Raw genomic sequence first — 15,378 nt, 5'->3', positions numbered from 1 at the left:
GAGGATAGCGTTTATGTCATACAAGCATCGAGCTGAGCAGGCGCAACCAGAATCAAGCGCACACAGCCTAGCTAACAAAAAGTCCCATGGCCAAAAACTCGGAGCAGTCTTACTTGCTACGCTGCCAATGTTCGCCGTGGTAGGTGCAGCAGCTACTCTTAGCGGCTGCGGCTTTCAGCTACGTGGCTACGACTCAGCGATGCTGCTTGACGTCGAAAAAACAGCGGTCATTATCGAAGATAATCGCACCTCATTCCCGCTGAAACTACCATTGACGCGGCGCCTAAAGACGTTAGGTGTCGATGTTATTGGTAATATGAGCTCGGAAGAAGTTGCTCGTAATAACCAACAAGCAGGGGCTGAGACTATTGCCGCTATCGATATCCGTAATGTACGTTTTAAACGTTACGAATTGGTTGGCGTATTAACAGAGATTCGCTTGGTACTATCAGCAGATGTCAGCTATCAAACGATGGAAAATGGTAAGCCTGTAACACTGAGCAATCCCATTCAAGTCGAGCGAAGCTATCAGTACAACGAAGCCTCTGTCAGTACTGACGATCAGCAAGGCGATCAGACTCGCGATTGGCTCTATGATACTTTAGCTCGCCGTATCACTGACCAGTACGTTGCTATCTCGCTTCCAAAAGTCGCACCTGCTTCCAAACAGTCTATACAGATGAATAAAGGCGTGACACCAACCGTTGTCGTCGTACCACAACCGGAATAGTTAGTCGTTCTGATTATCAAACGATACCATTTCTAGAAGTATGAGTAGCAAACTAAGCGAGCGTAAGTACTACATTGAATAGACTAAGCTAGCTTGACACTGCTGATCATATTTTAGAACTGGTATTACATGCTCATCAACCTGTGTAACACCACGCTATGCAAGATACTTTCATAAAAGCCTACCCAAAACTACTGCAGCCTTCCGTTGCGGTAGCGGGTTTGTGGCTGGCGCACGGTGACGAGCCACTGCTGAGTCAATGGTTGATAGATGCGCTGCACCCACACTGGCGCGCACAGAATTACGCAATCAAACGTATAGAGCTGATTTCTGTCAAGAGCTGGCAAGAAGTACTGTCCGAGCTTGGCAGCCAGTCTCTATTTGATGATGCCAGTGCCTTAATCGTGACGGGGAACCATAAACCCGACAAAGCAGTTATCGCTGAATTGGAACGTTTTGCGGTCGAGGCGCAAGCGGGCACACACGGTCATAGTGTGTTGTGGCTCACACCTAAGCAAGACAAACGCAGCCAGAGCAGCAAATGGTTTGCTCCTTTTGCGCAATATGGCAATGTCATTGATTGCAATTTATACAATGAGCAGCAGCGCCAACAGCTACTACGAATACAAGCTCAGAAGTTTGGCTTACGACTGTCTCAAGAGGCGTGGCAGCTACTCATGTCACACACTGAGCATCATTTGCTAAGTGCTTATCAAACCCTATGGCGGCTGTCCTATTTGTTTGCACCGCAGCTAGTTGCTAATGACAGTACTGGTGAAAATAGTGCTACTGACAACAGTACCGAACAATCTAATAGCTTTTCACAACCTGTGAATAATGTGGCATTGGATATTGCAGACCTACAAGCAGCATTGGTCAGCGACGCGCAGTTTAGCGTGTTTGATTTGTCTGATGCAATGCTCGCGGGCAATAGTACGCAGGTAGCCAAAATCATGTTTCAGCTAAAGTCGACCGATGAGCCCACTACTTTAGTACTCTGGGCTATTAGCAAAGACATGCGTCAAATTATCCAACTTATGGACGGTCAAGACCCTCAAGCATTAGGCATTTGGCGTAGTAAGCAAGGGTTATACCAACAAGCCTGCCGCCGTCAGTCAAAACAACAAACGAGCGAATGGCCTGCACTGCTTTACCGCTGTGACCAAGCCATCAAAGGACTTATACGCCAGCCAGCATGGGAGCTATTATTACAAGCAGCACTAGAGCTTGCAGGTAAGCGTTTATTTGCTATGCGCTAAGACTAGCCTGTCACCACCTTTTATTGTTGCGCTTAGCCACGAGTTATCCATCTCTTCTCTTACTGATTTATACGTTTTTCTTACTGGTTTATACATTTAAACGCTATAAATCTAGATTCTACTACCCTATCTTGTTCTCCTATAATCTCTGTTTTATTGATTTTTAGTAAGCATTCCTTTTCTGTACCTGTCTCTATTCTTGGCTACCTTAACCTTTCGTAAACTAATTTCCATTCCCTTTTGTAGGTGAAGTCTCTACTATATCTACACTTGATTTAATTGTGATTGGATTGTTGTCATGCGCAAAATAAGCAAAAAGTCTGCTATAAAATGGGGTGTCATTGCCTTAATTATCGTAGCATTAGGGGCTTTGGCCTATACTTTTTTAAAACCAGAAGAAACCACACCTAACTACCTAACCGCAACCGTTGAAGTCGGTGATATTGAAAACAATGTCATGGCGTCCGGTAAGGTAAAAGCGTTAAATACCGTCGATGTAGGGGCACAGGTATCTGGTGAAGTAAAACGCCTGTACGTTGAAGTCGGTGACGAAGTCAAACAAGGCGATTTGATTGCGCAGATTGATCAAGTGACTCAGAAGAACAGCCTGAGCAATGAACAAGCCAGTCTTGAACAAAGCGAAGCCGCGCTACAAAGTGCGCAAGCAGAATCGTTGAGCAAACAAGCCAGTCTAAAAAGTGCCTATGCTGATCTTGCCAGCCGTCAGTCTGAGCTCAAACAGGCACAGTCTGATTTTGCGCGTTTGCAAGACTTAGTCGCTATCGACGCTATCTCGCAGCAAGAATATGATACGCAAGCGACCAGTGTCGAGACCGCAAAAGCAGCCGTTGCCAATGCACGTGCAGCTATCGATACGGCAAAGGCCGCGATTGCGACTACCGAAGCCAATATCAACAGTCAGCAAGCGGCGTTACGCAAATCTCGAACCAACGTTAGTACTGCTGAAGAAGATTTGAGCTATACCACGATTCGCGCCCCGATATCAGGTACTGTCGTTTCTATTACCACTGAGCAAGGCACTACGGTTAACGCCAACCAAACGGCGCCAACACTAGTGACACTAGCAGATTTATCGACCGTACGTATCAACGCGCAAATCTCCGAAGCTGACGTTATTAACGTCAATGCTGGTATGCCCGCTTATTTCAATATCATTGGTAATCCAGATCAGCAGTATGATGCGACGTTGACTGCTATCGAGCCTGCCCCAGAGCAAATCAGTAGTACCAGCTCGACAGACGCTGCTATCTATTATGTCGGCTACGTAGAAGTACCAAACCCTGACCGCTTGTTCCGAATTGATATGACCGCGCAGATTTATATCATTGTCAATGAAGCCAAAAACGCCTTATTAGTACCGTCAACAGTGATACAAGAAAAACGCTCTAAAGGTAAAGAAAAAGGCAAAGCGGCCACTGGCAAGTTTGTACGTGTATTAAAAGAGGATGGAACTGTAGAAGAGCGTACCGTAGAAGTCGGTATCGATAACCGAGTAAACGCACAAATCTTAAGTGGTTTGAAAGAAGGGGAAGAAGTAATCATCAGTGAAGAAAGCGGTAAGAAATCAGGTAGCGGCCGTATCCCTGGTGGACCTCGAATGTAACTTGTTCTTTGACTATGTTGGATAAAAAAGGGCTTGTTAAATATCGCAGCCCTTTCATAACAACACCATAACGCTTATTAGCCTTTATTAAAGACACTGCTATGACTATATCTCAATCTCCTAAACCGTCGACTGAAGATAGCTCTGAAAGTAGCACGGCTCAAAACTTAGGGTCACACACTTCTGCTAACCCTTCAAACAGCTCAGATAACTTAGATAATCGGGCAAAAACCAATACCGTTAACCACCCTGTACCAGGCAAGCCCATTATGGAGTTGTCTGGCATTATCAGAGAGTTCCCTGCTGGTGAGCAAACCATTCGAGTGTTACATGATATCAATCTGACGATTCACCAAGGTGAGATGGTTGCCATCATTGGACAGTCAGGCTCTGGTAAGTCCACCTTGATGAATATCTTAGGTTGTTTAGATCAAGCCACGGCTGGCGATTATAAGATTTATGGTCAATCCGCCCGTAAGCTCGATGCCGATCAATTGGCTGAGCTGCGCCGTGAGCACTTTGGTTTTATTTTTCAGCGCTATCATTTGCTTGGTGATATCAGTGCCAAAGACAACGTCGCTGTCCCTGCCGTGTATGCGGGCATGGATACCGAAGCACGCACCAATCGTGCTGAGAAGCTACTAACTGACCTTGGCCTTGGCAATAAGGTCAATAACCGTCCCAATCAGCTCTCAGGTGGACAGCAACAGCGCGTTTCTGTTGCTCGTGCACTGATGAATGGTGGTGACGTGATCTTGGCCGATGAGCCAACTGGTGCCCTAGACAGTAAGTCTGGCGAAGACGTCATGGCAATTTTGCATGACCTCAGTGCACAAGGTCATACCATTATCATGGTCACTCATGATCCAAAGCTAGCGGCGCAAGCGGAGCGTGTGATTGAGCTAAAAGACGGCTATATCATCGCTGATTATCAAACTGAGCATTATAAGCACACAGACAAAAAACCAGAGTCTATCCTGGGTGAACACCGTAAAAGTGCCTTTGGTAGCTTTATCGATCGACTGATTGAAGCATTTAAAATGTCTTTGCTTGCCATGCGCGCGCATAAGATGCGTACCCTACTGACTATGCTCGGCATTATCATCGGTATCGCTGCGGTTGTATCTATCGTAGGTCTTGGACAAGGCTCTCAGCAGCAAATCCTCGCTAATATTAGCTCGTTAGGTACTAATACCATTACCGTCAATGATGGCTACCCTAGAGGCGACCCTAGACGCCGCTATAACGATGACAACTTGACACCAGAAGATGCAGAAGCGGTCGGTAACCAGCCCTATATTATCAGCGTTAGCCCTCAGGTAAATGCCAACTCTAGCGTGCGCTATCGTAGTATACAAGAGGACGCTACCGTCAACGGCGTTGGTGAAGACTATCTAACCGTCACTGGTGAGACATTGGCATTGGGCCAAGGATTTGATGCGAAGAGCATCAATTTACGTAGCCAAGATATTATTATTGATAATAATGCCAAAGAAACCTTCTTTTCAGAGGTCGACAACCCGGTCGGCGAGGTTATCTTGATTGGTAGTGTTCCTGGTCGCGTGATTGGTGTGCTTGAGGAAAGCGACGGTGGCTTTGGTCAAGATGTTACGACACCCACTATCTATATGCCTTATACGACGGTGATGTCGCGTGTCACTGGTAGCACCAATATTGACCGCTTTATAGCCTTACTAGACGACAGTATCTCCTCAAGTGCTGCTGAATCTGCCATCTCTGACTTGATAGAGAGTCGCCATGGCAAAGATGACTTTGAGTTGCGCAATTCAGACTCTATCCGGCAAACCATCGAGTCGACAACAGGCACGATGACCCTGCTTATTTCATCGGTCGCGGTTATTTCGTTGATCGTCGGCGGTATTGGAGTAATGAATATCATGCTGGTCTCTGTCACTGAACGCACTAATGAGATTGGCGTGCGCATGGCAGTGGGCGCGCGTCAGAGCGATATTATGCAGCAGTTCCTCATCGAGGCCGTTTTGGTCTGTATCTTAGGGGGACTAATTGGTATTGGGCTGGCCTTTGCCATTGGAGAACTGATTAATAGTGTGGGCGGTGATAATTTCAAAGTTATCTATTCATCAACCTCTATCATTGCCGCTTTTGTTTGTTCGACGTTAATTGGCGTAGTATTTGGATTCTTGCCAGCACGTAATGCTGCCAAACTAGATCCTGTTGAAGCACTTTCTCGAGACTAATAATCAATTATTGGCTCGCTTTGGCCGAAAATAGAGCAGTCAATATCGATATAATGATGAAAATTTAAATAAACTGGAATAAATTGGCAATTTTATAAGAGAATTACACTTTTTTTATCATGTGGGGTTGTAATTGTCATAATAATATATATAATGTGCTCTCACGTTTAGGGATACAAACACTTTAAACGTTAGGGCTGTTAGCTCAGTTGGTAGAGCAGTTGACTTTTAATCAATTGGTCCCGCGTTCGAGTCGCGGACAGCCCACCATATTTAGTTTAATCTTTATTAATCGTTCTGCCCTATCCGGTAGTAGACTAATAAAGATAAGTTTAAAAGACATCGTTAAGATGTTTAGTTTTAGAAATTTCTTTAGTTAGAATTTTCTCTTGCAGAGTTAAAAAGCATTGCTTTTTTATATACTCTTCAGGGCTGTTAGCTCAGTTGGTAGAGCAGTTGACTTTTAATCAATTGGTCCCGCGTTCGAGTCGCGGACAGCCCACCATATTTAGAAAGCCCAGTTACTATCTTAGTAATTGGGCTTTTTTTCGTCTGGGCTTTTTAAACGTTGTTTTTTAGCTATTAGTTTCTTAGCTTTTATATACCTCTATTTATTATGCTTGCGTTTAAACAGTCTAAAGTTATCTTTCTTGCGCCATAGTAGTTTATGTCTGATCGTATCTTTGATGGTACGTGGGTGCTTAGGAGCATGAGCAATAAACTCGTCAAACTCCGCCTCACTCATCGCCAACTCTCGACCATGTGCCATCATCACCATTGACGGTTGCAATGCTCTGATTTTTTTTAGCGACTGGACATAATCTTTAGGATAATAAACAGGAAATGGCGCTACGAACTTGTGACGCAATTTAATGATTAAATCAGCGGTGTATACTTCGCGACTGGGCAGATGGAACAAAGACAAATCACGATCTGTATGACCTGGTGTCTCTAGTACTTGCCATTCATCAAAATGTGGCACAAGCTCGCCATCTTTGACGGTGATATCCGGTTTCAGACTTGCCGAGTAATATAGGTTTTTAAATGGCCTACCTTGACGTCTGGCTACATAATATCCTAGATGTATATCTACGAAGTGCATCGTGTGCCCGCCAATACCGCTATACCACTGCTTTTTTCTATCTGCTGAGACAATTAGACAGCCCGTCTTTTCTCGAAACTTATTCGCGCCGCCTGCATGATCCGGATGCATGTGCGTGACCACTACTACTTTTAGATCGGTGACGGGTCGTTTTAACGTTGTCTTAATATAGTCCAGCACCATCGGCACATCAGCACGGCAGCAGCCATCTAGCAGCATTATTTTATTTGGATATACTGCTAGATAGCTACTCTGGATATATCCTTCTAAACGTACAATTTCACATAGACTCATTGGTGTTCCCTACCTCATTCGTCGTTATTATTGTGAGGCTTTTGTTCAGTTTTATAGCCAATCTTTAGTATAGCGCCCGTCACGATAAATAAAACGACTTTGAGTGAACGCTTGTGACTATATACAAAGGCTAGGCGGTATACAGAGACAATGCGACTAACAACTAACTATGCACAACTGACTGTTAATAACCGCCTATATAATTCTACCCATGATAAATCTCACCTTATTAACAAAAAGCAAAAACCCAGCGCTTAGGCTGGGTTTGAGGAAAAACTTAGTATCTTATTTAGTATTTTGGATAATTCGTAAATTACCTACTTATCGACTATGCAAGATCACGAACCTTTGGCTCACGTTCCCATAGACGAGACTTAGCATTGCTGATAAAGGCATCTAGCTCAGCTAAGGGAGTGACAAATTCATCTTTTTCAACCGGCAGTTTACTTAGGATAAATTCATCAGTCGCACCGCAATAGGCGATAGCTTTGCAATGATTGTACGCATCGTTAAACCAATCTAATGCTGAGCTATCTTTTGCGAGCTTTTTAGCTTGGTCAGGCATGATGATACTAACGACGGCATCAAACATCACTGATGGACCACCAGCGAGGCGCTCATCAGCTTGTATGCGTGTACCATCATCCAATACGACTTCTTTATTAGGCGCTACGATTTTGACACTAGCACCCTGCGCTTTGGCAGCATCTTCGAATTTTTTAACTTCACTACTATTAGAACCTTCTGCAACCAAGATACCAATCATGCGACCTTTTAAGCTATCAGGCGTTAGGCCAATAGTTTGTACCGCTTTAGAGGTTCCCAAGTCTTGGACAGGTGCAGCCGCATCCGCTGGCTCTGGTAGCTCCATACCCAATGCCGTTGCTACGCGATTGGCCAAGTCTTCATCGATATGAATCAAATGGCTAAGCATACGCGTACGTACATGGGCTGTGTCTACTTTACCTAGCTCAAACGCATAAGCGGTTGCGATATGTGCTTGTTCAGTTGCTGTCTGACTACGGTAGAACATACGTGGCTGGCTATAATGATCTGCAAAGCTCTCGTCACGTACGCGACCTTTTACGCCATCATCTAATTGCTCATGGAATGAGTTAAAACCACGTTTAGCGCTTTCACGAGGACGAGTTGGATCTAGGCTTTGTGGCTCATAGAGTACACGCGTCTTAGGCACTTGCATCTGCATATGACCATCTTGCTGATTGTTAGCAAACGGACATTTTGGTGCATTGATAGGAATCTGAGCAAAGTTTGGCGAGCCTAGACGTGATAGCTGAGTGTCCAAATAACTGAACAGACGACCTTGTAATAATGGGTCATTACTAAAGTCAACACCCGGTGGCAGATGCGATGGGCAGAATGCTACCTGCTCAGTCTCTGCAAAGAAATTATCTGGATAACGATTCAGCACCATTTTACCGACGACTTTCACTGGCACCAACTCTTCTGGAATCAGCTTGGTCGCATCAAGATGGTCAAATGGGAACTCATTGGCTTCTTCTTCAGTAAATAACTGTACGCCAAACTCCCACTCAGGATAGTCACCATTATTGATTGACTCAAATAAATCACGACGATGATAATCAGGGTCAGCACCTGAGATTTTTACTGCTTCATCCCACGTGGTTGACTGCACGCCCAGCACTGGCTTCCAATGGAAACGGACAAAAGTGCTCTTGCCATCTTTATTGATTAAGCGATAGCTGTGAATACCAAAGCCTTCCATCATGCGCAAGCTGCGTGGCAGAGCACGATCACTCATCAGCCAAATTAGATTATGCATGGTTTCAGGGCTTAGTGAGACAAAATCCCAAAACGTATCATGGGCAGAGGCCGCTTGCGGGAAACCACGATCTGGTTCTGGTTTTACCGCATGAATCAAATCTGGAAACTTCATCGCGTCTTGGATAAAGAAGATTGGCATGTTATTACCAACGATATCCCAGTTACCTTCTTCTGTATACATTTTCACAGCAAAACCGCGTACATCACGTGGCGTATCTTTTGAACCTTTGTTACCCGCTACCGTTGAAAAGCGAGTAAATAGTGGCGTTTGCTTACCTGTTTCGGTCAATACTTTAGCAGTTGTATATTCTTCTAGTGACTCTGTTAGCTCAAAATAACCGTGTGCTGCGCTACCACGAGCATGGACGATACGCTCAGGGATACGCTCATGGTCAAAGTGATTGATTTTTTCACGTAATACAAAATCCTCTAACAGCGTTGGCCCACGTGAGCCTGCTTTTAGAGAGTTTTGGTTATCAGCGATGGCCACACCTTGTTGCGTAGTTAATACTTTGGTGTCGTCACCTGCGCGCTGATGGGTTTCACCACCATTGCCACGTTCCGTATTCATGTCTTTGGCGGGGTCAGTATGATCGATATTATTATTCATAAAAAGTCCTAGCTAATAGATTGAGAGTGCTCTTTTAAATCACTAAAAGAGTGCCTACACAGGTTTGATATCCTTTGAGATAGTGGTGACTTCATCTGTCATTTATTTATCTGTGTTTTCAGCATTGCTTAACGTTAAATTGATATCGCACTAAAATTCGTAAAGGAATAATAGGCTTAGGAGTTATACTACCCAAAAAATAAGTCAAATATAGTTGCGTATATAGTAAACCTTGTTGATGTTTGGTTAAGGTCTATAGACGCTATAAACCAGCAGCTTTAGTTGGTCTTAAAGGCGCATAAACGTTAACAATAGAATCTTGTAATGTAGTTATTCTTTAAGGTATGCTTTTTATGAAGTACCAGAGACTATTGATAAATAAATTGGCAGGGTTTTAGCCTTATATTTATCTTCTTTATATCTTTGGATTCAAATAATTTCGATACAAGAAAACCGAGCGTAAGCTATACATTAGTATAGTTAGCGAGGATGACGATGTAACGGATTTATATGGATTTGATGATGCGACTATTTTTTATATAACTATAAGGCTACCTACCATGTTACCAACTCTAAGCTCCCCGACTAAAAAACCTTATCACTCGTTGCTAGTAGGCGCGTCAATGGGTCTAATGGCATTAACGTTCAGTCAAACAGCTGCTGCTATCACGACCAAAAACGTGACCTATACGGTCGATGATAAAGCGTACGAAGGCTATTACGCAAAAGCGGACAAAGCTAATGCACCTTTTATCTTATTGATTCATGATTGGGATGGTCTAACTGACTATGAGCGCAAACGTGCTGATATGTTAGCGGCTGAAGGCTACAACGTATTGGCGGCCGATATGTTTGGACAAGACATTCGCCCTACTTCTATCGAAGAAAACAAACGCCTAACTGGGGAGCTATATGATGATCGTAATAAAATGCGCCGCATATTGGCAGGGGCATTAACGGCAGGACAGCTACAAGGCAATGATGTGCGCAAAGGCACGACTATGGGCTACTGTTTCGGTGGTACAGTCGCGTTAGAGCTAGCACGCTCAGGTTTTGAGCAAAAAGCCTTTGTACCCTTCCACGGTGCCTTCGATATTCCAACCGGTCAAAGTTATGACAAAACTACGGGAGAAATCCTAGTATTCCACGGCTCTGCTGACCAATCTGTCTCGTTAGAGAGCTTTGCGACTTTGGGCAAGACATTAGAAGCGGCCAAGGTACCTCATGAGATGGTGACCTATAGCGGCGCGCCACATGCTTTTAGTGTATTTGGCAGCGATAGATATGATGCTCGCGCCGATGAGCGCTCTTGGAAACGCTACTTGGACTTTTTAGCAGAAGAATATAAATAATCCAGCGGCACAAGTTGAATAAGTAAGAATATAAGCAAGCCCAAACAAAAAGACACCTCAATAAGATCTTATAACGATCCATTGAGGTGTTTTTTTTATGCAACCTTAAGCATTCAACTTTTTTGAAATACTAATAGTTGATTATTGGCAGGCATCGCATAAGTTTTGCATAGTAGTAGATGATGCGCGGTTGCCAAGCTTACAATATCTTCTTTATCACGAATACCACTGTCAGGATTACCTGCTCTCAACATCCTATCAAATCGTTGATTGCCCTCACTGGTATATTTACCATGCTCATTAAAAGGGCCATATACAATCAGCTTACCGTCAACAGGTAGCGCCTCACCAGCCAATGCAAATAACCGCTCTACCAAAGCCCAGCTAATAATATGCAAAGTATTGGCCGTAAATATCACATCGTAAGGTTTGTCTACATGACTGCTATTTAAATGACCACTATCTGAATGACTACTAACAGGTACTGAGTCATGCGCCAAATCAAACGCTAATGGCGAATATAGATTGGGCGCAGGATAAGCATTATGCCAAGCGACTATATGGCGGTGATTACCAGTGACATCACTCGTTTGCCACTGTACCTCAGGCAGATTAAGCGCAAAATAAACACTATGCTGACCTGTCCCAGAGCCAATCTCTAATACATGATTAAAGCCTTGTAGCTCTGTTTGGAGTACTTCTAGAATAGGCTGTTTATTATTCTCACACGCTTGAGAAAACGGCAATGCAGCGATGTCCACTTTACTCTTCAGATTATCGTCATGCATCACTATCCTCCCAGACCGTCTATTGTGCTCTCAATATTGATAGCAGTAGATTAACAAGCACTGCCTAAGACTAACCTAGTGGCCGCCAAACAACTTACTACTAGTAAATACCTGCCTCTACCCCAGCAGCCAACGTCATAGCAAGCTCTTCTACTTGCTCAGCAAAGCTATCTTGCCAATCGCCTTGTAGTATCAGCGCCTCTTGAATCCATGACCAACGTAGCCCCGTCGTAATCGTTTTGAGCGCAAACTTGGTACCTGTACCATCATGCCCTGCGCGTATATATACCGCAAACGGCATGCCCTGCTTCTTCTCTAATATAGGATAGTAGCAACGATCAAAAAAGTCCTTGGTCAGCCCTGCCATATACGCCAGATTTTCAGTCGTACCTAGCAGTAACGCATCAGCAGCCAATACATCCTCAGGCTGCGTATCCTGCGGTGATTTCAAAATGACAGTAATATCTATATCAGGATGATTGGCACCGTCATAAGCTGCCTGCGCCAATTTTTGAGTATTAGGCGATGGCGCATGAGCGACGATGAGTAACGTCTTAGTAGACATATTAGGCTTCTATGCCATTGTTAAACACTAAGTTTTGAGTAATCTCAGGATCCAAGCTATTGCCTACTGGGCAGGTCAACGCAGTTTTATAAAATCGCTTTAAGGTACTCTCGTCCAATGCTTTTGAAAAATTGACCACGACATGTATTTCACTCACACGCCTTGGTTTGGCAGCCATGACTTTGGTAACTTCTGCGGTCGTACCTGAGATATCGATGTCCATCGCTTCGGCTTTGATACCAATAATCGTTAAGATACAACAGCCCAAACTGGTCGCTAGCAAATCAGTCGGAGAAAACGCTTCGCCCTTGCCATGATTGTCCGTTGGCGCATCAGTAATGATTTGGTTGTTAGACTGTAGATGAATGGCTTGGGTGCGTAAATTGCCTTGGTAGGTTACTTTTGAGGTGGTCATAATCTTACCTTAGTTTATTAAACTAGCTGCCTGAGAAATAAAGATGCTGTGATAGTTATTTGATAGATGCTAAGATAGCGAGCATTTGTGCAAACATTAGTTCTGTAAAGGAAATTGTAATATGTATGTGTATGAGCTCTCAGAATACCAAGTTTATCAATTAAAATCGATAGACCCAGCATTAGGTGGTAACTGGAAAACCATTCTTATCAGTATTTTGCCGCAGCTCGATATACCCAGTCGTAAAAGTGTGTACGAAAAAATATTATCAAAAAGGAACATTAGCCCAAATTTTACTTATATTATTCCAGATGATTTGAGAAGTTTGTTATCTAAAACAGCAATTCGTCATCGAGAGCTAAAAGCAATTGCTATACAGATGTTGAAATTTATTGAGTCCAAGCCGGATTCATATGATGCTATTGAACTTGCTGATAAAGTAGAGGCGATGATCGATTATCTTAACCGTATTGATATAGGTGATCATATTTTAGACCAAAAAAGTCGTGAAAGTATAAAAAAAGCATTTTTGTACGATTTAGCATTTTGGATCGATAATGTAAATCTTATAGTACAACCTGGTATAAGGCACTTAAATACTGATATCGTAAAAACATACTTTAAAGAAGTATTTATTAAGCAAAAGATTCAGGGGCGAGACTTTCGCGCATGGGATTCTACTGATATAGACTTTCAGGAACAAGACAAATTACCTGATATTATAAAAAGAGAGGCAAAGCGTAAAAAGTTCTTTGTCATTGAAAGTGAGCGTTACTGGTTTTTAATAGGTATTGCCGACAAATCAAGACAAAATCCTTATTCTATTAAACGTTTTTTACATGAAGATGGCGGTAGTAATGATTTATTTGTATATCTGACACACGTTGTCATTAGAAAAGAGCTTATAGATGAAGAACGTTATATACGACACGTTAAATACTGTACAAGTCGACTATACACTTTGGATGCTGGTGTATCAGACACAATCATCAAATTTATAGCAGAAGCACAACATCTCTGTAAGACACAAATTATACCTCTACTCAAAAAAGAATTGAAAAAAGACGGCGAAGAGACAGAGTATCATATCAGTAAGCGTATGAATGACTATGAGCACCAAATCACAATTTCGATTTTGAATAAATTACCTAATATAATTAATAATGCAGTCACTGATAGTGATGATCGATACTATTTATTTTATTATTTGACTAAAATTTTTAATAAACTTATAGATAATCTCCAAAACTTTCAATTAAGACCTATCGCTACATACTCTTCTAATGTAGAAATTATGATTGCCAGGCTAATTAGCTTCAAATATTTTCTAGATACGATTTATGATTCATTAGAGGATAAAAAATTTGAGATTAAAAATTTCACTAATGCTTCTAAAGAAATAATTGCAATTGTTAAGGAAGCTTTCGATAGTACTGAACAGAACCTGATAAAGTTGAATCAATTAGAAGAAAAATTAAAATTTTATCTTGAAACTAAGGAAAATGGTAGTATTTGGCAAAAAATAAAGGTCGGTTTCCCACCAAATTATACTTTAGAAGATGTGGAACATTCAAAAAATGAAGCGAAAAATGAGTTTTTTCTGTCCATAATAAATTTAGCTAAAAAACATAATGATAATATTGTTTACGTAGAATTTGACTGCAATGAAATCTTAAATGAATACTATCGTCACTATGCCATTGCTAATGAAAAAATGGCAATAGCACGACTACCAAAAGTACTACGATTACCTGAAGATAAGAAAACATTTAATATTCAAAAGACTAACGAAGCAATTCATCACAACGTATTTATATTCGACAAGAAACATGTATCGTGATCTGTTGTTTTATATATTTTCTAGACAAATTTTTCGTATAAGAGTCTTATTTGACTATCATAGGGAAAGTTCATGAACTCAATTACTAGTAGCTTTTCAGCACCAATCTACAGACGAAGAAAATCCCCCATCGCATGAGCGTTTGGGCTTTATCTAGAATAGAGAGCTGACGAACGAGAAGAGCACCATTAAGGCAAAGCATTGCTCTACTAGGCAGCACAAGAGCTATCTACAGGCATATCCTTCCGTCTTGCGCTACGGATGACTGTCTCCCAGACAGTCGTTACTCCTTACTCACCTTTAAACAGGATTTGCTGCGTAGGTAATTAGGAATAAAAGATAGACGCAAAGAAAATCCCCCGACAAGCTAATGTCGGGGGATTTATCTAGAATAGAGAGCTGACGATGACCTACTCTCACATGGGCGAACCACACTACCATTGGCGCAACGATGTTTCACTTCTGAGTTCGGGAAGGGATCAGGTGGGGCCATCGCGCTATTGTCGTCAGCAAAGGGGGTTAGATATGAGTCTGTTATTGTTTTTATTGACATCAAGTTTAAGCTAGTTGTCGATCAACTTGTAACCTAACTGAATCAAGGTCAAAGGTGATATCGAAATGTTCTGTCTGTGACAGATAATTAGACAATACAAACCACTTGGGTGTTGTATGGTCAAGCCAAACGAGCAATTAGTACAGGTTAGCTACACGCATCGCTGCGCTTCCACACCCTGCCTATCAACGTCCTAGTCTTGAACGGCTCTTTAGGGAAAT

At 42.5% G+C, this 15,378-nt stretch carries 11 protein-coding genes, 2 tRNA genes and 2 rRNA genes; 8 read left to right on the top strand and 7 right to left on the bottom strand.

Going from position 1 to position 15,378, the window contains the following annotated elements; translation table 11 throughout:
* Nucleotides 1–13: 13 nt before the first annotated feature.
* From JMX91_RS03015 to JMX91_RS02990, 6 genes are all read left to right on the top strand, one after another.
* The gene (locus tag JMX91_RS03015; RefSeq protein WP_227679245.1) at nt 14–730 is read left to right on the top strand and encodes a hypothetical protein; all 717 of its coding nucleotides are present in this window, start codon (nt 14–16) and stop codon (nt 728–730) included.
* 158 nt (nt 731–888) lie between these two features.
* Entirely contained in the window at nt 889–1,989 is a 1,101-nt protein-coding gene (gene holA / locus JMX91_RS03010) for a DNA polymerase III subunit delta (RefSeq protein ID WP_201547609.1), read from the top strand.
* A 298-nt stretch (nt 1,990–2,287) separates the two neighbouring features.
* Nucleotides 2,288–3,613, top strand: coding sequence for an efflux RND transporter periplasmic adaptor subunit (locus JMX91_RS03005; RefSeq protein ID WP_201547608.1), 1,326 nt, complete (start codon nt 2,288–2,290; stop codon nt 3,611–3,613).
* 269 nt (nt 3,614–3,882) lie between these two features.
* Complete coding sequence (locus JMX91_RS03000) at nt 3,883–5,832, top strand: MacB family efflux pump subunit (protein WP_227679252.1); 1,950 nt, start codon at nt 3,883–3,885, stop codon at nt 5,830–5,832.
* A gap of 194 nt (nt 5,833–6,026) precedes the next feature.
* Nucleotides 6,027–6,102: transfer RNA gene (locus tag JMX91_RS02995), tRNA-Lys, on the top strand.
* A gap of 159 nt (nt 6,103–6,261) precedes the next feature.
* Nucleotides 6,262–6,337 (top strand) — tRNA-Lys (locus JMX91_RS02990).
* A 102-nt stretch (nt 6,338–6,439) separates the two neighbouring features.
* Here the strand turns inward: JMX91_RS02990 and JMX91_RS02985 are convergent.
* Nucleotides 6,440–7,228, bottom strand: coding sequence for an MBL fold metallo-hydrolase (locus JMX91_RS02985; protein WP_201547606.1), 789 nt, complete (start codon nt 7,226–7,228; stop codon nt 6,440–6,442).
* Nucleotides 7,229–7,556: 328 nt separating this feature from the next.
* Nucleotides 7,557–9,644 carry a catalase gene (locus JMX91_RS02980; RefSeq protein WP_201547605.1) on the bottom strand — a complete coding sequence of 696 codons (2,088 nt, stop codon included), beginning with the start codon at nt 9,642–9,644 and terminating at the stop codon, nt 7,557–7,559.
* Between the two features lie 560 nt (nt 9,645–10,204).
* Between JMX91_RS02980 and JMX91_RS02975 the strand changes: the two genes are divergently transcribed.
* Complete coding sequence (locus JMX91_RS02975) at nt 10,205–10,996, top strand: dienelactone hydrolase family protein (RefSeq protein WP_201547604.1); 792 nt, start codon at nt 10,205–10,207, stop codon at nt 10,994–10,996.
* A 113-nt stretch (nt 10,997–11,109) separates the two neighbouring features.
* Here the strand turns inward: JMX91_RS02975 and JMX91_RS02970 are convergent, their stop codons facing one another.
* From JMX91_RS02970 to JMX91_RS02960, 3 genes are all read right to left on the bottom strand, one after another.
* Nucleotides 11,110–11,784 carry a DUF938 domain-containing protein gene (locus JMX91_RS02970; RefSeq protein WP_201547603.1) on the bottom strand — a complete coding sequence of 225 codons (675 nt, stop codon included), beginning with the start codon at nt 11,782–11,784 and terminating at the stop codon, nt 11,110–11,112.
* 100 nt (nt 11,785–11,884) lie between these two features.
* On the bottom strand, nt 11,885–12,349 hold the full coding sequence (locus JMX91_RS02965; RefSeq protein ID WP_201547602.1) for a flavodoxin family protein: 465 nt from the start codon (nt 12,347–12,349) through the stop codon (nt 11,885–11,887).
* Nucleotide 12,350: 1 nt separating this feature from the next.
* Nucleotides 12,351–12,764 carry an OsmC family protein gene (locus tag JMX91_RS02960; protein ID WP_201547601.1) on the bottom strand — a complete coding sequence of 138 codons (414 nt, stop codon included), beginning with the start codon at nt 12,762–12,764 and terminating at the stop codon, nt 12,351–12,353.
* Between the two features lie 121 nt (nt 12,765–12,885).
* Between JMX91_RS02960 and JMX91_RS02955 the strand changes: the two genes are divergently transcribed.
* Complete coding sequence (locus JMX91_RS02955) at nt 12,886–14,604, top strand: hypothetical protein (RefSeq protein ID WP_057758891.1); 1,719 nt, start codon at nt 12,886–12,888, stop codon at nt 14,602–14,604.
* A gap of 397 nt (nt 14,605–15,001) precedes the next feature.
* On the opposite strand, the gene rrf is transcribed toward JMX91_RS02955, so the two are convergent.
* Nucleotides 15,002–15,115, bottom strand: a 5S ribosomal RNA gene (rrf, locus tag JMX91_RS02950).
* A 158-nt stretch (nt 15,116–15,273) separates the two neighbouring features.
* Nucleotides 15,274–15,378: ribosomal RNA gene (locus JMX91_RS02945) — 23S ribosomal RNA — on the bottom strand; the annotation flags it as partial.

This window comes from Psychrobacter sp. Pi2-1, assembly GCF_904846645.1.
GTDB lineage: Bacteria > Pseudomonadota > Gammaproteobacteria > Pseudomonadales > Moraxellaceae > Psychrobacter.
Note: the sequence above shows the minus strand (reverse complement) of the source record. Positions and strands in the feature narration are given on the sequence as shown.

What these genes read in the sequence shown, in the direction of transcription:
- JMX91_RS03015 (WP_227679245.1), top strand. Translation starts at nt 14, where the DNA reads ATGTCATACAAGCATCGAGCTGAGCAGGCGCAACCAGAATCAAGCGCA.
- holA (WP_201547609.1), top strand. Translation starts at nt 889, where the DNA reads ATGCAAGATACTTTCATAAAAGCCTACCCAAAACTACTGCAGCCTTCC.
- JMX91_RS03005 (WP_201547608.1), top strand. Translation starts at nt 2,288, where the DNA reads ATGCGCAAAATAAGCAAAAAGTCTGCTATAAAATGGGGTGTCATTGCC.
- JMX91_RS03000 (WP_227679252.1), top strand. Translation starts at nt 3,883, where the DNA reads ATGGAGTTGTCTGGCATTATCAGAGAGTTCCCTGCTGGTGAGCAAACC.
- JMX91_RS02985 (WP_201547606.1), bottom strand. Translation starts at nt 7,228, where the DNA reads ATGAGTCTATGTGAAATTGTACGTTTAGAAGGATATATCCAGAGTAGC.
- JMX91_RS02980 (WP_201547605.1), bottom strand. Translation starts at nt 9,644, where the DNA reads ATGAATAATAATATCGATCATACTGACCCCGCCAAAGACATGAATACG.
- JMX91_RS02975 (WP_201547604.1), top strand. Translation starts at nt 10,205, where the DNA reads ATGTTACCAACTCTAAGCTCCCCGACTAAAAAACCTTATCACTCGTTG.
- JMX91_RS02970 (WP_201547603.1), bottom strand. Translation starts at nt 11,784, where the DNA reads ATGCATGACGATAATCTGAAGAGTAAAGTGGACATCGCTGCATTGCCG.
- JMX91_RS02965 (WP_201547602.1), bottom strand. Translation starts at nt 12,349, where the DNA reads ATGTCTACTAAGACGTTACTCATCGTCGCTCATGCGCCATCGCCTAAT.
- JMX91_RS02960 (WP_201547601.1), bottom strand. Translation starts at nt 12,764, where the DNA reads ATGACCACCTCAAAAGTAACCTACCAAGGCAATTTACGCACCCAAGCC.
- JMX91_RS02955 (WP_057758891.1), top strand. Translation starts at nt 12,886, where the DNA reads ATGTATGTGTATGAGCTCTCAGAATACCAAGTTTATCAATTAAAATCG.